The 17,173-nt window shown below is 36.0% G+C and carries 16 protein-coding genes and 1 pseudogene; 16 read left to right on the top strand and 1 reads right to left on the bottom strand.

What is annotated here, in order from left to right; genetic code table 11:
• Positions 1 to 2: 2 nt before the first annotated feature.
• The 6 genes from BCI01S_RS20905 to BCI01S_RS20880 all read left to right on the top strand — a co-directional run bounded on the left by BCI01S_RS20905 (position 3) and on the right by BCI01S_RS20880 (position 5,260).
• The gene (locus BCI01S_RS20905; protein WP_047943887.1) at positions 3 to 944 is read left to right on the top strand and encodes an SDR family NAD(P)-dependent oxidoreductase; all 942 of its coding nucleotides are present in this window, start codon (positions 3 to 5) and stop codon (positions 942 to 944) included.
• A gap of 30 nt (positions 945 to 974) precedes the next feature.
• On the top strand, positions 975 to 2,162 hold the full coding sequence (gene pseC, locus BCI01S_RS20900) for a UDP-4-amino-4,6-dideoxy-N-acetyl-beta-L-altrosamine transaminase (protein WP_061800937.1): 1,188 nt from the start codon (positions 975 to 977) through the stop codon (positions 2,160 to 2,162).
• 122 nt (positions 2,163 to 2,284) lie between these two features.
• On the top strand, positions 2,285 to 2,638 hold the full coding sequence (locus tag BCI01S_RS20895) for a flagellar protein FlaG (RefSeq protein WP_161798407.1): 354 nt from the start codon (positions 2,285 to 2,287) through the stop codon (positions 2,636 to 2,638).
• An 18-nt stretch (positions 2,639 to 2,656) separates the two neighbouring features.
• Positions 2,657 to 4,483 carry a flagellar filament capping protein FliD gene (fliD, locus tag BCI01S_RS20890; RefSeq protein ID WP_061800936.1) on the top strand — a complete coding sequence of 609 codons (1,827 nt, stop codon included), beginning with the start codon at positions 2,657 to 2,659 and terminating at the stop codon, positions 4,481 to 4,483.
• A gap of 22 nt (positions 4,484 to 4,505) precedes the next feature.
• A complete protein-coding gene (fliS, locus tag BCI01S_RS20885) occupies positions 4,506 to 4,907 on the top strand; it encodes a flagellar export chaperone FliS (RefSeq protein ID WP_047943890.1) in 402 nt (133 codons plus the stop codon).
• Complete coding sequence (locus tag BCI01S_RS20880; RefSeq protein WP_061800935.1) at positions 4,907 to 5,260, top strand: hypothetical protein; 354 nt, start codon at positions 4,907 to 4,909, stop codon at positions 5,258 to 5,260. Before fliS ends, BCI01S_RS20880 begins: the two co-directional genes overlap by 1 nt.
• A gap of 48 nt (positions 5,261 to 5,308) precedes the next feature.
• Here the strand turns inward: BCI01S_RS20880 and BCI01S_RS20875 are convergent, their stop codons facing one another.
• Entirely contained in the window at positions 5,309 to 6,478 is a 1,170-nt protein-coding gene (locus BCI01S_RS20875) for a glucose-1-phosphate adenylyltransferase (RefSeq protein WP_156485474.1), read from the bottom strand.
• A gap of 864 nt (positions 6,479 to 7,342) precedes the next feature.
• Between BCI01S_RS20875 and hpf the strand changes: the two genes are divergently transcribed.
• The 10 genes and pseudogenes from hpf to BCI01S_RS20825 all read left to right on the top strand — a co-directional run bounded on the left by hpf (position 7,343) and on the right by BCI01S_RS20825 (position 16,793).
• Positions 7,343 to 7,891: a ribosome hibernation-promoting factor, HPF/YfiA family gene (gene hpf, locus BCI01S_RS20870; RefSeq protein ID WP_047943892.1), complete on the top strand. Its 549-nt coding sequence runs from the start codon at positions 7,343 to 7,345 to the stop codon at positions 7,889 to 7,891.
• Between the two features lie 227 nt (positions 7,892 to 8,118).
• The gene (locus tag BCI01S_RS20865) at positions 8,119 to 8,568 is read left to right on the top strand and encodes an Lrp/AsnC family transcriptional regulator (protein WP_061800934.1); all 450 of its coding nucleotides are present in this window, start codon (positions 8,119 to 8,121) and stop codon (positions 8,566 to 8,568) included.
• Between the two features lie 159 nt (positions 8,569 to 8,727).
• Positions 8,728 to 9,039, top strand: a complete 312-nt coding sequence (locus tag BCI01S_RS20860; RefSeq protein ID WP_061800933.1) for a hypothetical protein — start codon at positions 8,728 to 8,730, stop codon at positions 9,037 to 9,039.
• 669 nt (positions 9,040 to 9,708) lie between these two features.
• Positions 9,709 to 10,077, top strand: a pseudogene (locus tag BCI01S_RS20855) (oligopeptide/dipeptide ABC transporter ATP-binding protein); the annotation flags it as partial.
• 1 nt (position 10,078) lies between these two features.
• Positions 10,079 to 11,689 (top strand): gamma-glutamyltransferase family protein, encoded by a 1,611-nt coding sequence (locus BCI01S_RS20850; protein WP_061800932.1) that lies wholly within the window; start codon positions 10,079 to 10,081, stop codon positions 11,687 to 11,689.
• Between the two features lie 24 nt (positions 11,690 to 11,713).
• On the top strand, positions 11,714 to 12,277 hold the full coding sequence (locus tag BCI01S_RS20845; RefSeq protein ID WP_061800931.1) for a chromate transporter: 564 nt from the start codon (positions 11,714 to 11,716) through the stop codon (positions 12,275 to 12,277).
• The gene (locus tag BCI01S_RS20840) at positions 12,274 to 12,804 is read left to right on the top strand and encodes a chromate transporter (RefSeq protein ID WP_047943897.1); all 531 of its coding nucleotides are present in this window, start codon (positions 12,274 to 12,276) and stop codon (positions 12,802 to 12,804) included. Before BCI01S_RS20845 ends, BCI01S_RS20840 begins: the two co-directional genes overlap by 4 nt.
• 20 nt (positions 12,805 to 12,824) lie before the next feature.
• Positions 12,825 to 13,661, top strand: coding sequence for a DUF1028 domain-containing protein (locus BCI01S_RS20835; RefSeq protein WP_047943898.1), 837 nt, complete (start codon positions 12,825 to 12,827; stop codon positions 13,659 to 13,661).
• Between the two features lie 289 nt (positions 13,662 to 13,950).
• A complete protein-coding gene (locus tag BCI01S_RS20830) occupies positions 13,951 to 14,637 on the top strand; it encodes a GntR family transcriptional regulator (protein ID WP_235844546.1) in 687 nt (228 codons plus the stop codon).
• A 77-nt stretch (positions 14,638 to 14,714) separates the two neighbouring features.
• A complete protein-coding gene (locus BCI01S_RS20825; protein ID WP_144546087.1) occupies positions 14,715 to 16,793 on the top strand; it encodes an alpha-glucuronidase family glycosyl hydrolase in 2,079 nt (692 codons plus the stop codon).
• The last annotated feature ends 380 nt before the right edge of the window (positions 16,794 to 17,173 follow it).

Here is a 17,173-nt window from a genome sequence, read left to right as displayed (position 1 = left end):
AGTTGAAGAATATTCTATTAACAGGCGGAGCAGGCTTTATTGGCAGAGCTGTGGCAAAGAAGTTGCTGGCAGATGGACATAAAGTCTGGATTTTAGATGATTTATCTAATGGCAGTGAGAAAAATATTGAGGAATTTAAAGATCAACTAGAGGAATTCATTATTGGCGATATTAAGGATGAGGCATTGTTAGAGAAATTGTTTGCTAAAACATCCTTTGATATTTGCTATCATCTTGGAGCATCGATTAATGTCCAAGATTCGATTGATGATCCTCGAACAACTTTTAACAACGATACTATCGGGACTTTCTATGTATTGGAACAGTGTAGAAAAACCAACACAAAGGTTGTATTTATGAGTACATGTATGGTGTATGATCAATGTACCGATGAAACAGGGATTACAGAACAGCATGCAATTAAACCAGCTTCTCCTTATGCAGGAAGTAAAATTGCAGCGGAAAATATGGTATTGTCTTATTATCATGCTTACGGTTTGCCGACTGTTGTAATCCGTCCGTTTAATACATATGGACCTTTTCAGAAAACTGGAGGAGAAGGTGGCGTAGTAGCCATTTTTCTGAAGAAAAAAATAGCTGGAGAGCAGCTTCATATATATGGTGAGGGAACGCAAACAAGAGATTTATTATATGTGGAAGATTGTGCAGAGTTTGTTGTGAATGCTGGATATTCAGATGCTGTAAACGGAGAAATTGTAAATGCTGGCTTAGGAAGAGACGTTTCTATCAATGAACTGGCCCTTAAAATTGTTGGAGATTCGGACCGTATTAAACACATTGAACATATTCATCCGCAAAGTGAGATTCAAAAGCTTTTATGCAATTATGATAAGGCAAAACAATTATTAAATTGGAGCCCTAAGTATACGTTAGAAGCAGGATTAAGAGAAACGGAAGAATGGATTAAAAGTCACCTGATGTAAGGTGGCTTTTTTCCAAAGGAGGAAAATGAAATGGAATTAGCATTGTATGGAGGCCAACCAGTAAGACAGGAGTTTCTGTCATATGGCCAACAATGGATTACAGAAGAAGATGTACAGGCAGTTGTAGAAACATTACAAAGTCCTTATTTAACACAGGGTCCTAAAATTGATCAATTTGAACAAGCGATAGCCGAATATGTCGGCACAAAATATGCCGTTGCTTTTATAAATGGCACAGCTGCTCTGCATGGAGCTTGTTATGCAGCTGGCATAGATGATGGAGATGAAGTCATTACAACCCCAATGACATTTGCAGCGTCCGCCAACTGTGTTCTTTATATGGGAGGAAAACCAGTTTTTGCAGATATTGATAAACAAACTTATAACATTGACCCAATTAATATCGAAAAACTGATTACCTCTAAAACAAAGGCAGTTATTGCTGTAGATTATACAGGACAGCCGGCGGATTTAGATGGAATCAAAGCGTTATGTAAAAAGCATCGTTTAGTTTTTATAGAAGACGGTGCACATTCGATTGGTGCTTCCTATAAGGGAGAAAAGGTTGGTTCTCAAGCTGATATGACGATGTTCAGCTTTCATCCTGTCAAGCATATAACGACAGGTGAAGGTGGCATTATTGTCACTAATTCAGAAGAATATGCAAAAAAACTTCGATTATTTCGATCACATGGCATCACGAAGGATACTTTAAAAGGGGATGAGGGACCATGGAGCTATGAAATGGTTGATTTAGGTATGAACTACCGAATGACAGATATACAAGCTAGTTTAGGATGTTCTCAATTAAAAAGACTTGATAGTTTTGTGAAAAGACGCAGAGAGATTGCTAATCAATATACAGCTGCTTTTCATAACATTCCGAATGTAGTGGTACCTTTTCAAGAGGCAGCTGGTGAATCAAGTTGGCATTTATACATGCTTCGATTGCGATTAGACAGTTTAAGTGTAGATAGAAAGACTATATTTGAAGCTTTACGTGCTGAAAATATAGGTGTGCATGTTCATTATATCCCAGTCCATACTTTAGCTTATTACCAAAACTTAGGATATAAGAAGGGGATTTGTCCTAACGCTGAACTCTACTATGAAGAAGCGATTACACTTCCTTTATTTCCGAAAATGACAGAGGTAGATGTGCGATCTGTAATAAAAGCTGTGCAGAAAGTAATAGGCCATTTTTCGAAAGCAAGGTAATTTTCCTTATTTATCCCATTTTATTTACAATTGAAATAACTTTTTGTTAATAAATGTTTAGAGTATCCGATATAAAAATTAAAGGATCTGATAGAGGAGCTGTTATATGGATGAAATTGGAGATGAATCAACAACAATCGACTATATCTAACTTAGTGAACTCAACCAGAAATGATAATGAAATTAGCTTAAATAATAGGGACTACACCAAATTGGTGGATACTCTTTCAGAAGAATCGACTAACATTCTGAAAAAAGAGAAAGCGGAAGAAATAGTAACGAGTATCAATGAATTTTTAAAGCCACATTATACTTCTATAAATTTTAAGGTCCATGATGAAACAGAACGCTATTATATAGAAGTCGTTGATAAAGCTACAGAGAAGGTTATAAGAGAAATTCCATCTAAAGAACTTTTAGACATCTATGCAAAAATGACAGAGTTTATCGGAATATTTATCGATAAAAAGCTTTAAATTATAGGAGGATTTATAATGAGTGTAAATTCAATAAAATTCACCGGTCTTGCCAGTGGACTTGACACACAATCGATTGTCGATTCATTAATGAAAGTGCAGCGTATGCCCCTAGACAAACTAAAACAACAAAAGCAAATTTTAGAATGGCAACGTGATAATTACCGAACAATGAATGCAAAATTAAAAGAGTTCGATACTTTCATATTTGAAGGTATTTCCAAACAATCAAATATGATGAAAAGAACTGCTGTTTCTTCAAACAAGGATATAGTATCAGTAAGTGCAAAAGCGAATGCAGGGAATGTTTCATATAATATCTCCGATGTTGTAATGGCAAAGTCAGCTAAAGTACAAAGTGCAGATAAAATTAGTAATAGTACGCTAGATCCTACCAAGAGTTTACTTTCCCAGCAAAGCAAACTCACTGATGACTCTGGAATTCAATGGAAGGGAGAAAGTTTTTCACAGACTTTAACAGGACAAGGTGATGAAATATATCTAAGCGGTACTTCCTTATCTGGATTTCCTGATTCAATAACTGTAACAGGAGGAACCGATAAAACGTTTAAAGTTCAGCTGATAGAAGGAGATGCTCCAGAGAAAGGTACTAGAGCAGCTGATACTGTATATGTTAATCCAGCCACTGGAAAAATGACATTTGGTGAAATTCTTCCAGAAAATAGCACGGTAACAGTGAGTGGGGACAATCTTAAGAAGAACAGCTACATTGAGTTTGATATTCAAACAACAAATGAAGATGGTACAAAAAATAAGCAAAGTTTTAAAATTGATGGTTCCACTTCATTAAATAGTATGTTTAGTAAAATTAATAGTTCTAATGTCGGGATCAGTATGTTTTATGACACTGGTACTGATAAAGTGGTCGCACAACGCACAGATACTGGCATACTAAATAATGGGGCAGAAGAAATTGAGTTTTTGGGAAAGGATGCCGAATTTTTTACTAAAACTCTAAATTTAACTGAAAAAACTGCTGGGTCTGATGCTGAATTCACCATTAATGGATTAAAAACATCTAGAAAATCCAATACCTTTACCATGAACGATGTTACCTTTAATTTAAATAAAAATACTGCTGCTGGTGAAAGTGTGAATGTAAATATTCAAACTGATACAGATAGTATTTTTGATACGATAAAATCTTTTGTCGATAAATATAATGAAACAATCGGTGCTGTTAATACAGAACTTACTGCTCAGCGTTATTCAGCTTTTCAGCCTCTTACAGAAGAACAGAAGGCGGCAATGGGTGAAAAGGAGATTGAGCAATGGGAGGAAAAGGCGAAAAGTGGCTTACTGAAGAGAGATCCCCTTTTAACCTCTGGTTTAAATAAAATGAGAAACTCCTTATATGCGTCTGTAACAGTTAATGATAAAACAAAAACAATTGAAAAATATAATCAGTTGGCTGAAATTGGGATCACTACTTCGAAGGACTATTTAGAACGTGGTAAGCTAGAGATTAATGAAGATAAATTAAAAGCAGCAATCGAAGATAATCCAGAAGCGGTATACCAGTTATTTATGGCGGATGGCCCAACAACTGATCAACAAGGATTAGCGAGAAGGCTAAGAACGGATATATCAGATACTATGAAACAAATTGAAGAAAAAGCTGGTAATACGTTTAAAACGGAATATAATTATACCATTGGTAAAGATATGCTGCGAATTGATGATAATATTGAATCAATGGAATATCGATTAAAGCAAATAGAAGATCGTTATTGGTCACAGTATAATGCAATGGAAAAGGCTATACAGAAATTAAATAATCAATCTTCGCAATTAGCAGGCTTTTTTGCACAAAATGGATCATAATAACTTAGGGGTGAGTAAGTAGATGGCAATTAATCAACCATACCAAACCTATAAGCAGAATGCAGTCAATACTTCGTCTCCCGGTGATTTGACTCTTATGCTGTATAATGGTTGTTTGAAATTTATTACATTAGCCAAAAGAGCTATTGAGGATAAAAATATTGAAAAACGAAATGAAAATCTTGGTAAAGCCCAAAATATCATTAATGAGTTGATGATTACATTAAATTTAGAGATTGATATTTCTAAAAATATGCTCCAAATGTACGATTATATTTACAGAAGATTAGTGGAAGCTAATACTAAGAATGATATTAATATATTAAATGAAGTCGAAGGTTATGTTATCGAATTTCGTGATACTTGGAAGGAAGTAATAAAAATAGCGAAAAAAGATATTGGACCTTCCAATGGATTAGCATAATGAATCCATTAACTGACTATAAAGAGTGTACGAAAAAGCTGCTTGGACTTCTTACGATAGAGGAAGGAACGATAGAGGAAAGAGAAGCTGTTATAAAGGAAATAAATGATTTATTAGAGAAGAGGGAAGAACTATTAAATCAGCTTCCTTTATGGCCGAAGATTAATGAAGCAGATAAAAAGGAAATGATATCTTCAGAGAAACTTCTGCAGGACAAGATGGTTTCTTTGCAAGGGAAAATAAAAACAGATTTAAAGCAGCAGCAAGTGAGAAAGAAAAGGATTAATCAATATAATGATCCGTATGGTGGAAATATCTCCATAGATGGCATGTTTTATGATAAGAAAAAATAAAAATGTTGTTGCCAATTAAGGCAACAACATTTTTATTTGATATTATATTCAAATCACTCTCGACAACCCAACACGGGTCTGTTTATTCTCCATACTTTCACCGATCAAAATAATTTCTGAATCAGCGTCCTTTGGTGCAATAATGCTGTGATCTCCCACTGTTACATTGCATGCTGTTACGCTTTTTTCAATGACAGCATTTTCGCCGATAACGGTTCCAGGTAGGAGTACGGAATCTTTGACGATTGATCCTTTTCCGATAATGACATCATTGAAGATAACAGAGTTTTCAACAGTTCCATAAATTTCGCAGCCTTCACTGATAATGGAGCGATTTACGGTAGCGGAAGATTCGATATAGGACGGGGCGTAGCACTGTTCGTGGGTAAATACGGTCCAGTCTTTGTCATTTAGAAAGATATTGCTTTCCTTTGATAATAAGTCCATATTTGCTTCCCAGAAGCTGTCGATTGTCCCAACGTCCTTCCAATAACCTTTAAATGTGTAAGCGTGTAGTTTGCGGTTATCTGTCAGCATGGCAGGAATAATATCTTTTCCAAAGTCCTTAGAAGATAATTCGTTCTTTTCTTCTTTTTGTAGATAGGATTTAAGCGTTTTCCATTTGAAAATATATACACCCATGGAAGCTAGATTTGATTTAGGATTAGATGGCTTTTCTTCAAAGTCGACGATTCGATTATTGGTGCCATCTGTGTTCATAATACCGAAACGATTTGCTTCCTCCCAAGGAACCTCCGTAACAGAAATTGTTGCATCTGCCCCTGTTTTGATATGCTGCTGCAGCATTAAATTATAATCCATTTTGTAAATATGGTCACCAGAAATAACGAGAACATAATCCGGGTTATACTGGTCAATATAGGATATATTTTGATAGATAGCATGGGCTGTACCATCATACCAGCGTTCTTCTGTACCACATTGGTATGGAGGGAGGATGCTTAGTCCGCCATCTCTGCTGTCCAAATCCCAATCTTTTCCGTCTTTAATGTAATTTTGCAGTACATGCGGCTGATATTGTGTTAATACACCAACAGTATCTATTCCTGAATTACGGCAATTACTTAATGTAAAATCAACAATACGGTATTTTCCCCCAAAGGGTACTGCCGGTTTTGCTAATTCTTCTGTTAGTTTTTTTAGTCTTGTCCCTCTTCCGCCAGCCAATAGCATTGCAATACATTTTTTATTCAAAATAGATCCCTCCAGTATGCGTTATCAAAGTTCATTTGTTAGAAATTCAAAAGAAAGTAATTTATTACTTATTTTACCAGGAAGATTTCAAATTTTAAGAACACTTCTTAAAAAAGCAAATGTTCTTCCTTTTCGTATCAAGTAGATCTATTTCGGCCTATAAACGATCGTCTTCCCACAACTTGTAATAGTACTCTTCCTCTTCCATTTCTTTTAATTCTAATTCAGGCTGATTTTGTAATATTGCTTCACTCATTCTTTTACCTCCAGGTTAAATTCTTAATGTGTTCATTGTAGCAAATATAAAACATTGAATTGTAAAAATATTTTGATTAATTTCGCTAAAACTCGACACCGACCGAATAAGTAATACTCATAATTCCATCTATTGTTAGGAATATAGGCTTCTTCTCTTACATTATGTCGAAATGTTTTTCAAAAGGGAGAATCTTTGTATAGATATATAACTTCAATAGCCTCTACTTTTGAAATAGAAAATAATGGTTATACTAACACTTGCCTATCTTCTTTTTTCAAAGAACTAGTTCTTTTACTAAGTAATCAGTCACTTTATTATCGTACGAGCTATACGTTTTGATTATGGTGTATATATAACCGCTGTTAATCGTTTTGAAACATTTTCTAACATAAAAATTTGCTGAAAATAATTTTCGATAGAATAATAGTAAGCGTTTGTATTTAAAAAGTTCACAATTTTGTCGAAATTTCTTATCGTTTTAGCAGGATTTTGCCAGGGTATGATAGAAATAGATAGTATAGTCAAAATGATTCCTTATATGGTATATTTTCATTTACTATAAGGAAAAAATAAGACTTGCACTGGAAACTATAAAGGAGGAGTAACTTATGAATTTCAACATTAGAGGAGAAAACATTGAGGTAACTCCAGCAATTAGAGAGTATGTCGAAAAGAAAATCTCTAAATTAGAAAGATATTTTTCTGAATCACCAGATGCACAAGTAAATGTAAATTTAAAAACGTACAATGATAAAACTTCCAAGGTAGAGGTTACAATTCCAATGTCCCAGTTGCTGTTACGTGCAGAAGAAGATCATATGGATATGTATGCAGCTATTGATTTAATCTCTGATAAATTAGAAAGACAAATAAGAAAACATAAAACAAAAGTAAATCGTAAGCATAGAGAAAAAGGAAATCTGAATGAACTATTTGGTTCTTACGAAAGCACACCAAATGTGGAGGAAGAAGAACAGGAGCTAGAAATTGTCCGCCAAAAACGCTTCAATCTAAAACCAATGGATAGTGAAGAAGCAATCCTGCAAATGGATTTACTAGGCCATAACTTTTTCGTTTATACAGACGCAGAAACAAATAACACCAATATCGTCTATAAACGAAAAGATGGAAAATACGGTCTAATTGAAGCTCAATAATAAAGATAAAGCCTGCAGTGAAACATTGCAGGCTTTATTTTATTGTTTATATAATACACGAGAATAATCCGTTAAAACCCCATAAGTCAATAGACATTTCAACCAAATATTTCATCCGATTTTGTCATCCCCTTTAAAGGTTAGAAAATTCTAAAAAGAACTTCCTTATTTCCAATCTACAAGCTATAATGAAGCATATTTTAAAACAGAAGATGCGTGGTGATTAAATGAAATTAGATGCAATAGACAAAAAAATATTAGAATTACTTACAGAAAATGGCAGGCTTTCCTATGTGGAAATTGGCAAAGAGCTGCAATTATCCCGCGTGGCTATAAGAGAGCGAGTCAGCCAACTAATCGAAAATGGAGTGATTGAAAAATTCAGTGCTGTTATCAATTCGGAAAAAGTAGGCAAAACAGTTTCTGCCTTTTTTGAAGTAGACTGCGAACCAGCTTCCCTCATTCAAGTAGCCCAAACACTAGCAGAAAATCCTGTTGTGGCCAGCTGCTATCAAATGACGGGTCCAAGCACCTTACATATGCATGTTCTCGTTGAAGACTTCGAAGCACTAGAAAGCTTTACAAACAACGAATTATATTCCTTAGAAGGCATCACAAGAGTAGAAAGTCATATTCTTTTAAGAAGGTTTAAAAGTAGAAATGGTTTAAAAATTTGATGTAAATACCAAACAAAGATCAAATTTATTATGTTAATCTTTTGTTTGGTATTTTATTGTCCTCTTTTTTTCCAACGTCTCTCCGAATTAATTTCCATAATTAAGGAAAATAATGATAAAATACATGTATATTATAAAAATTAGAAAGGTTGTTTATATTTGGAAAATAAAATTAACACACCAAAAAAGTACAGTATAATTAGTTATATTGCTCTTGCCATTGGTATTATTTGCGTCTTTATTGTTTTTGTCACACCGACAAGAATAGCTAATAACGGAAATTTGGCTGGCGACTATATCACATTTTTTCTTACGGGTGCAGGAATCCTATTATCGATAATTGCCTTGTTGAAGAAGACAGAGAAAAAGATACTCCCTGTTATATCTTTAATACTTTCCTCCTCTTTGTTTATATTTTGGATAATCATTTTTATCCTATTGTTTACTGGGCAAATTGACTTTGCACCATAATAAGAAAAGAAATATGGTGGGCATTGGCTTTCTTCTGCTTGTCTAGTGTCCTCCGCTCCCCGACGAAAACAGAGTATAACGGATAATTACCATAAACCCTCCTTCAAACCAATTCACATAAATGAACTACATGTAAAAACACTTGCTTGCCACTATAGAAGCTTTCTAGCCAATCAACCTTTTTATATAGCTTAATTGTATAATAATAGAAAGCTCAACCAATTCTCTCCAAGAAAATTTACAAATTCTTTTAAAAAAATCCCCAACAAAAAATATAAACGTATTTACTTTCTTGAAATAGTATTAATCTTTTTATATCTCTACTAAATTAAGAAGAATTCAAGCAATTAAATTACTATAAGAAAATAATGGAAGTATAAAAATACTAAAAAACGAATGATTATTAAATTAATTCACCTCTCATGCTTATAGTAATTTCCCTCCACTACTTTGTGAAAAACATATTATTATTTCGATAAAATAAATTTTAGAGGTACGAAAAGGTTTTCTTGTTTTCTGTAAATATTGAATATATAAAATTATTAAATTTTTTAGAAAAATAACTAGAATTCTGTTTGTAACTGTCTTATAATCATGAATATTAATCATTTGCTTTCGTTTGTTAATCAAATAAAGTGATTTGATTTCCTTGTGAAAGATGAAAGTGGATATCAATTAACCTATCTATTTATCTCACATGACTTAGGGGTTGTTCGCTATTTCTGTGATCGGGTTTTAGTTATGTATTTAGGAAATACAGTGGAGCTTGCTTCTTCGGAAAAATTATACGAAAATCCGCTTCATCCTTATACTAAAGCGTTGTTATCCTCGATTCCACGTCCTAAAATGGGAGCAAAAGGGCAAAGAATTCGCTTAACAGGAGAAATTCCTAATCCGGCTCATCCTCCTTCTGGCTGCCCATTTCATACACGCTGTCCGATAGCAACAGATCTATGTAAACAAGTAAAGCCAAAGTGGCAAGAAGCAGAAGCGGATCATTTTGTTGCCTGTCATTATGTCGGAAAGGAATTGAATTAAGATGAAACTAGATTACTTGTATCACCCTTATCCTTCCCAGCGAAATACTGTTTTTGCAAAAAAGGGAATGGTTGCTACATCGCAGCCTCTTGCTGCTCAAGCTGGTTTAGAGATTTTACAAAAGGGCGGAAATGCGATTGACGCAGCAATTGCAGCCGCCGCAGCATTAACAGTAGTGGAACCAACTTCTAATGGAATCGGGGGAGATGCATTTGCGCTTGTATGGGTCAAGGATAAGCTGCATGGATTAAATGCAAGTGGACCTGCACCAAGTTCCATTTCCATTGATGCGTTAAAAGCAAAGGGGCTAGAAAAGATACCAACCCATGGTGTTATTCCGGTAACAGTGCCAGGTGCTCCATCTGCCTGGTCATCACTTTCAGAAAAGTTTGGAAAATTACCTTTGAAAGAAACATTGGCACCAGCTATTCGTCTGGCCGAAGAAGGCTATCCAGTCAGCCCGACTCTCGGAAAGTATTGGGATCTTTCCTATAATCGCTTTAAAGAAAGTTTTCAAGGTGATGAATATAAGCCTTGGTTTGATACGTTTACTCCTAATGGAAAAGCACCGCAAATCGGGGAGATTTGGTCATCACCAGGTCATGCTTCTACATTGCGCTCTATTGCAGAAACAAATGCAGAAAGCTTTTATCGTGGAGAATTAGCTGATAAAATAGCACAGTTTATGAAAGAGCATAATGGCTATCTTCAAAAAGAAGATTTAGAGCGCTATTATCCTGAATGGGTGGAGCCAATTTCTGTTTCTTATAAAGGCTATGATGTTTGGGAAATTCCGCCGAATGGGCAAGGTTTGGTTGCATTAATGGCACTTAATATTGCTAAAGGCTTCAAGTTAACAGAGAAGGATTCCGTTGATACATACCATAAACATATAGAAGCAATGAAGCTTGCATTTACAGATGGGAAAGCATTTATTACCGATGAAAAGGAAATGCCTCATACAGTAAAGGAATTATTAAGCGAAGAATATGCTGCTTTAAGAAGAGAAAAAATTGGCGATCAAGCTATTACTCCTGAACCACTATCACCTCCAAAGGGAGGAACGGTTTACTTAGCCGCAGCAGATGAAGAAGGAAATATGATTTCCTATATTCAAAGTAATTACATGGGCTTCGGCTCAGGAATTGTCATTCCCGGAACAGGGATTAGCATGCAAAACAGGGGGCATGATTTTTCCCTTGATCCAGCCCATCCCAATGCATTAAAACCGGGGAAAAGAACCTATCATACAATTATTCCTGGATTCCTTACGAAAGATAATAAGCCAATCGGACCTTTTGGGGTGATGGGCGGTTATATGCAGCCACAAGGTCATTTTCAAATTGTCACCAATACAATCGACTTTCATTTGAATCCACAAGCGGCTTTAGATGCACCGCGCTGGCAGTGGACGGAAGGGAAGAAGATACTAGTAGAGCCGCATTTTCCTAACTATTTAGCTCAAGCACTTGCAAGGAGGGGACATGAGATTCAAACGGCTACAGAGTTTGGACATTTCGGCAGAGGACAGATTATCTGGAGAGATGAAGAAACAGGTGTATTAATTGGAGGAACAGAATCAAGAACAGATGGAACGATTGCCTCCTGGTAAAGCTGCAGAAAGGTTGTTGAGTTTATGACACATTGGCATCTATTTCTTGCTTTTTTTCGGGTAGGGATTTTAGGATATGGCGGTGGTCCTTCTTCAATTCCTCTTGTGAAAAAGGAAGTAGTGGATAAATATAAATGGATGACAGATGATGAGTTTTCTGATGTTTTGGCATTAGGAAATGCGTTGCCAGGCCCAATTGCCACCAAAATGGCTGGTTATATTGGCTGGCAAGTAAAGGGTGTATTCGGGATGATAAACGCTATTATTGCATCGGTTGTTCCGACGATACTATTAATGATTGTATTATTAACTTTTTTAAATTCCTTTAAAGATAAGCCTTGGGTATTAGGAATGACAAAGGCTGTTGTTCCTGTGGTTGGTGTAATGCTAGGAGTATTGACAGTAGACTTTCTAAAGAAAGTAAATAGTCATTTTCGGCAGAAGCTGACGATTGGGTTGATGGCCGCAAGTCTTATTCTTTTAGTCCTTCTCCAAATCCATCCTGCGATTGTCATAGGAATTGTCATTGTCGTTTCTTTACTTAGCAAGAAGCAGAAAGAGGAAGTTAAAGAGGTGAAGGCATCATGATCTATTGGCATATTTTTTGGGCATTCTTTCTTCCAGGTATTCTCGGCTATGGAGGTGGACCAGCATCGATCCCCTTAGTGGAAAACGAAGTGGTCGATCGGTATGGCTGGGTAACCGAAAATGAATTTAGTGAAATACTGGCAATGGGAAATGCATTGCCAGGTCCGATTGCGACTAAAATGGCAGGCTATATTGGATTTCAAGAAGGTGGAATAATTGGTGCGAGTATTGGGGTCTTTGCAACGGTTGCCCCGTCCTTATTATTAATGATTGCCTTATTACGGCTGTTAATGAATTTTAAAGATTCACCTAAAGTGAGTTTGCTGACAAACTTAGTGAGACCTGTGATTGCTGTCTTACTTGCCATGATGACGATTAGCTTTTTTCAGAATTCCTATCATGGAATAGGAATCTTGCAAACTGTATTTATAGGTGCTATCAGCTTGATTTTATTGGAAAAGGTAAAGATTCATCCAGCATATGTAATAGCGGGTTCCCTAGTGTATGGAGCAATATTCTTGGCTTAAATGAAGGAGGAGGTTGTATAATGACATTTTCGATTGTTGGCTTTGATCCAGAGGAGAAGGAATGGGGGATTGCAGTCCAATCTAAGTTTCTTGGTGTTGGAGCCGTTGTTCCATGGGCAAAAGCAGGCGCGGGAGCAGTAGCAACGCAATCTTATGCAAACACATCCTTTGGTCCAGAAGGCTTGCGTTTAATGGAGGAAGGAAGGTCGGCAGAGGAGGCATTGCATGAGTTATTAGCACAAGATCCTGGAAGAGAACAAAGACAGGTTGGTTTTATTGATGCAAATGGCAATGCGGCAACCTTCACTGGAAGCGAATGTTATGACTGGGCAGGAGGAGTAACGGGTCCTCATTTTGCAGCCCAAGGAAATATTCTCGTGGATGAAAATACAGTAAAGGACATGGGGGCTATTTTTCAACAAACGGAAGGAAGCTTGGCAGTGCGACTACTTGCAGCATTGCAAGCAGGTCAGGATGCAGGCGGCGACAGCAGGGGACAGCAATCAGCAGCACTTCTTGTGGTAAAGGAAAAAGGAGGCTATGGCGGCTTCAATGATCGTTATATTGACTTGCGGGTAGAAGATCACGAAGAGCCAATTAAAGAACTTACACGTATCTACCAATTACAACAGCTCTATTTCGCCCCATCTAAACCAGAAAATATTGTATCGATAGAAGGAAAGACCAAAGAAGAACTTACGATTCACTTACAAAGATTAGGCTATCTAAACGAAACGACCACAAAAATATTAGACGCACTAAAAAGCTATATTCATACGGAGAATTTTGAAGAAAGAGAACAAAAGATAGGTCTAATTGATAAAGAAGTATTGGAGTATATGAAAAAGCAAAAATAAGATGGTAGAGAACTCCCTATTAATATGGGAGTTGTTTTAATGCTACCGATCATAGTTTAAAGCAACTGAAAAAAGCCATTAATGAGCAAAATAGAATATAAATTATGATTTTAAAAAATTTTAATTCTTGATTCAAAATGGCAACCGCCTATTTTCCCTTTATCCATAAAAGTTAAAATAGTCAGAAATGAAAAATTAATCTAATAAAGGGGATTGAAATTCCAGTGGAGACCTTCTATAATGAAAATACGAACTACCATACTAGTATAATTAGGATACCGAGGAAAAGGTGAGTATAATCGTTACGATTCGGAAAAAGGAAAATATCTCTACGAGGGATTTTGTGTATGAATCATTAAAAAATAGAATTACAGAATTAGAGTTAAAACCAGGGCTAAAGATTTCTGAACAAGAAATCGCAAGTGAGTTAAATGTAAGTCGCACTCCGGTAAGAGAAGCTTTCTTAAAGCTCTCACAAGAAGATTTGCTGGGGATATATCCGCAAATTGGTACGATTGTTTCCTTGATTGATTTAGAGCTTGTGGAAGAAGCAAGGTTTGTCCGGGAAAATATGGAGAAAGCAGTTGTGAAAGAAGCTTGTCAGGTTTTTAAACAAGAGCAGTTATTTAAATTGGAATCTAATATTGCCATGCAGGAATTATGCTTAAAAAATCAATCCTGCCATCAATTATTGGAATTGGATGATCAGTTCCATCGTTTATTATTTGAAGGATGCAACAAGCTGAGAACTTGGAAGATGATTAGAAAAATGAATAGTCACTTTGACCGCTTGCGTGTTCTTCGATTGGAATCCAATCTGGAATGGGATATGCTTGTTTCTCAGCATAAAGATATCTTTCATTTTATAAAGGAAAAGAAAACAAACGAAGCAGAAAAACTAATAGGGATACATTTAAACTTAGTTAACTTTGAAAAAGAGGAACTAAAGAAGACATATCCTGATTATTTTCGTTAAAATTAACAGGATTTAATCTAGCCTTTTCACAGAATTTTAATCAAGCTGTATTGGTTAATTATAGGAGGGTTATGTAAATGGAAAAAATGGTGGATAAAGAAAATCAACAATTCGTAACCAATAGTTATCATTGTTGGCTGCAGTATCGTAAAATAGAAAACGCTCATCAATACAGTAATATCACCTCTACGATTGGAATAGCAGGAGATACAGCCATGATTAATTCTGCTGCAAGGGAACTCCAGAATGGATTTAAATCCATGCTAGACGTTAATCCAACTCTTCAACCATATAATTCAATGAAAAGCTCTATTATTTTAGGTACATATGAAAGCGTTAACTTAAATGATTATGGCATCTCATCCACGTTATTTGATGACTTAAATGATGAAGGCTATGTATTAAAAACCACTGATGATAATAAACAGATGCTACTAATCGGAAAAACAGATAGAGGCGCATTATATGCAGCTTTTCATTTCTTAAGGATTTTACAGCAAGAAGAACCGCTAATTGGCTTAGAAATAAAGGAAGCACCGAAAAATCAGTTGAGGATGATGAATCAATGGGATAACATGAACGGATCCATTGAACGTGGTTATTCTGGAAAATCGATCTTTTTTAATGATAATGACTTCAATGAGGACTTAACAAGGGTAAAGGATTATGCTCGCCTTTTGTCATCTGTAGGTGTCAATGCTATTTCCATTAATAATGTCAATGTGTGGAAGGTAGAAACGAAACTGCTTACAAAAGAGTTTTTACCTAAAGTAAAAGAAGTAGCAAATATTTTAAGGTCTTATGGAATCACTACCTATTTGAGTATAAACTTTGCTAGTCCAATAGAGTTAGGAAACTTGACGACTGCTGATCCACTTGATCAAGAGGTAGAAAAGTGGTGGGCGAGAAAGGCAGAAGAAATTTATCGCTATATCCCTGATTTCGGCGGTTTTGTGGTAAAGGCGGATTCAGAGGGCAGACCGGGACCATTCAGTTATGGCAGAGGCCATGTCGAGGGGGCAAATGTTTTAGCACGAGCATTACAGCCTTTTAATGGAAAAGTAGTATGGCGTTGTTTTGTCTATAATTGCGTACAGGATTGGCGTGACAGAAAAACAGATCGTGCCAGAGCTGCGTACGATCATTTTAAGCCGCTTGATGGGCAGTTCCTTGATAATGTCATTTTACAAATTAAAAATGGACCCATGGATTTTCAAGTACGGGAACCAATCTCTCCATTAATAGGCGCCATGAAGGAAACGAATCAAGTAGTAGAATTTCAAATTGCGCAGGAATATACCGGTCAACAGAAGGATGTTTGCTATTTAGTACCACAATGGAAAGAGGTGCTAGAGTTCGATACCTATTCGGATGGAGAAGGATCGACCGTAAAATCAATCGTAGCTGGCAGACTTTATAACTATAGCCATAGTGGTATTGCTGCTGTCTCCAATATTGGTAATGATATAAATTGGACTGGGAATACTTTAGCACAGGCCAATCTTTATGGCTTTGGCAGATTAACCTGGAATCCTGACTTAACGACAGAAACAATCACAAATGAATGGATTCAATTAACATTTGGGAATAATCCAGTAGTTGCAAGTGTTGTTAAAGATATTTTACTTTCATCCTGGAAAACATATGAGCATTATACGGCACCCCTTGGTGTTGGCTGGATGGTTAATCCAGATCATCATTATGGTCCAAATGTTGACGGATACGAATATTCCAAATGGGGTACCTATCACTTTGCAGATCGTGATGGAATTGGGGTAGATCGTACAATGGAAACGGGAACTGGCTACACTGGGCAATATTTTGGACCAAATGCACAACGATACAACTCATTAGATGATTGTCCAGATGAGCTTCTGCTATTTTTCCACCATGTCCCATACTTACATAAACTTCATTCTGGAGAGACAGTCATTCAGCATATTTATAACACCCATTTTCAAGGGGTAGAAGAAGTGGAGATGTTTATTAAGAAATGGAATGAATTAGAAGGAAAAGTAGAAGATTGGGTTTTTGAAAATGTACAAGAACGTTTACAGCTGCAGTTAGAAAATGCGAAAGAATGGCGTGACCGCATTAATACGTATTTTTATAGAAAATCAGGAATTGTCGATGAAAAAAATAGAACGATCTATTAATTAGTACCTCTCTTCCCCGCATTATACAGTAAAATCGACTTTTTACATTTAAAGAAAACCAGGGTGGAGGAACAGCTGCGCTTAAAAGACCAATTCGGTCACCCTTCAATAAGTGGGGGGTTGGAACAACCCCTCTGATTGATCATGATTAATAGTAGAAGTTAAATCGTGAAAGCAAAATCATCCAAAGAACCTACTCCTTTTGAATAAAATAGATTCATTTAACAGTAGTTTTAAAACGAATCATTTCTCCCATTGTTCACACCAGTGCATCGATCTTTCAAAATAGAATAGTAAACTTTAAGCATAAATCGTACGATAAGTAACAATTAAACTTCTAACTACCATACTAGTATATTCTTGTTGAATGAAAGAAGGAT

The sequence above is a fragment of the Niallia circulans NBRC 13626 genome (genome assembly GCF_001591585.1).
GTDB classification, from domain to species: Bacteria; Bacillota; Bacilli; order Bacillales; family Cytobacillaceae; genus Niallia; species Niallia circulans.
Note: the sequence above shows the minus strand (reverse complement) of the source record. Positions and strands in the feature narration are given on the sequence as shown.

Excerpts from the sequence above, each read along its gene's own strand:
- BCI01S_RS20840 (WP_047943897.1), top strand. The coding sequence starts at position 12,274 with ATGATCTATTGGCATATTTTTTGGGCATTCTTTCTTCCAGGTATTCTC.
- pseC (WP_061800937.1), top strand. The coding sequence starts at position 975 with ATGGAATTAGCATTGTATGGAGGCCAACCAGTAAGACAGGAGTTTCTG.
- BCI01S_RS20825 (WP_144546087.1), top strand. The coding sequence starts at position 14,715 with ATGGAAAAAATGGTGGATAAAGAAAATCAACAATTCGTAACCAATAGT.
- BCI01S_RS20880 (WP_061800935.1), top strand. The coding sequence starts at position 4,907 with ATGAATCCATTAACTGACTATAAAGAGTGTACGAAAAAGCTGCTTGGA.
- BCI01S_RS20895 (WP_161798407.1), top strand. The coding sequence starts at position 2,285 with ATGAATCAACAACAATCGACTATATCTAACTTAGTGAACTCAACCAGA.
- fliD (WP_061800936.1), top strand. The coding sequence starts at position 2,657 with ATGAGTGTAAATTCAATAAAATTCACCGGTCTTGCCAGTGGACTTGAC.
- hpf (WP_047943892.1), top strand. The coding sequence starts at position 7,343 with ATGAATTTCAACATTAGAGGAGAAAACATTGAGGTAACTCCAGCAATT.
- fliS (WP_047943890.1), top strand. The coding sequence starts at position 4,506 with ATGGCAATTAATCAACCATACCAAACCTATAAGCAGAATGCAGTCAAT.
- BCI01S_RS20835 (WP_047943898.1), top strand. The coding sequence starts at position 12,825 with ATGACATTTTCGATTGTTGGCTTTGATCCAGAGGAGAAGGAATGGGGG.
- BCI01S_RS20850 (WP_061800932.1), top strand. The coding sequence starts at position 10,079 with ATGAAACTAGATTACTTGTATCACCCTTATCCTTCCCAGCGAAATACT.
- BCI01S_RS20865 (WP_061800934.1), top strand. The coding sequence starts at position 8,119 with ATGAAATTAGATGCAATAGACAAAAAAATATTAGAATTACTTACAGAA.
- BCI01S_RS20845 (WP_061800931.1), top strand. The coding sequence starts at position 11,714 with ATGACACATTGGCATCTATTTCTTGCTTTTTTTCGGGTAGGGATTTTA.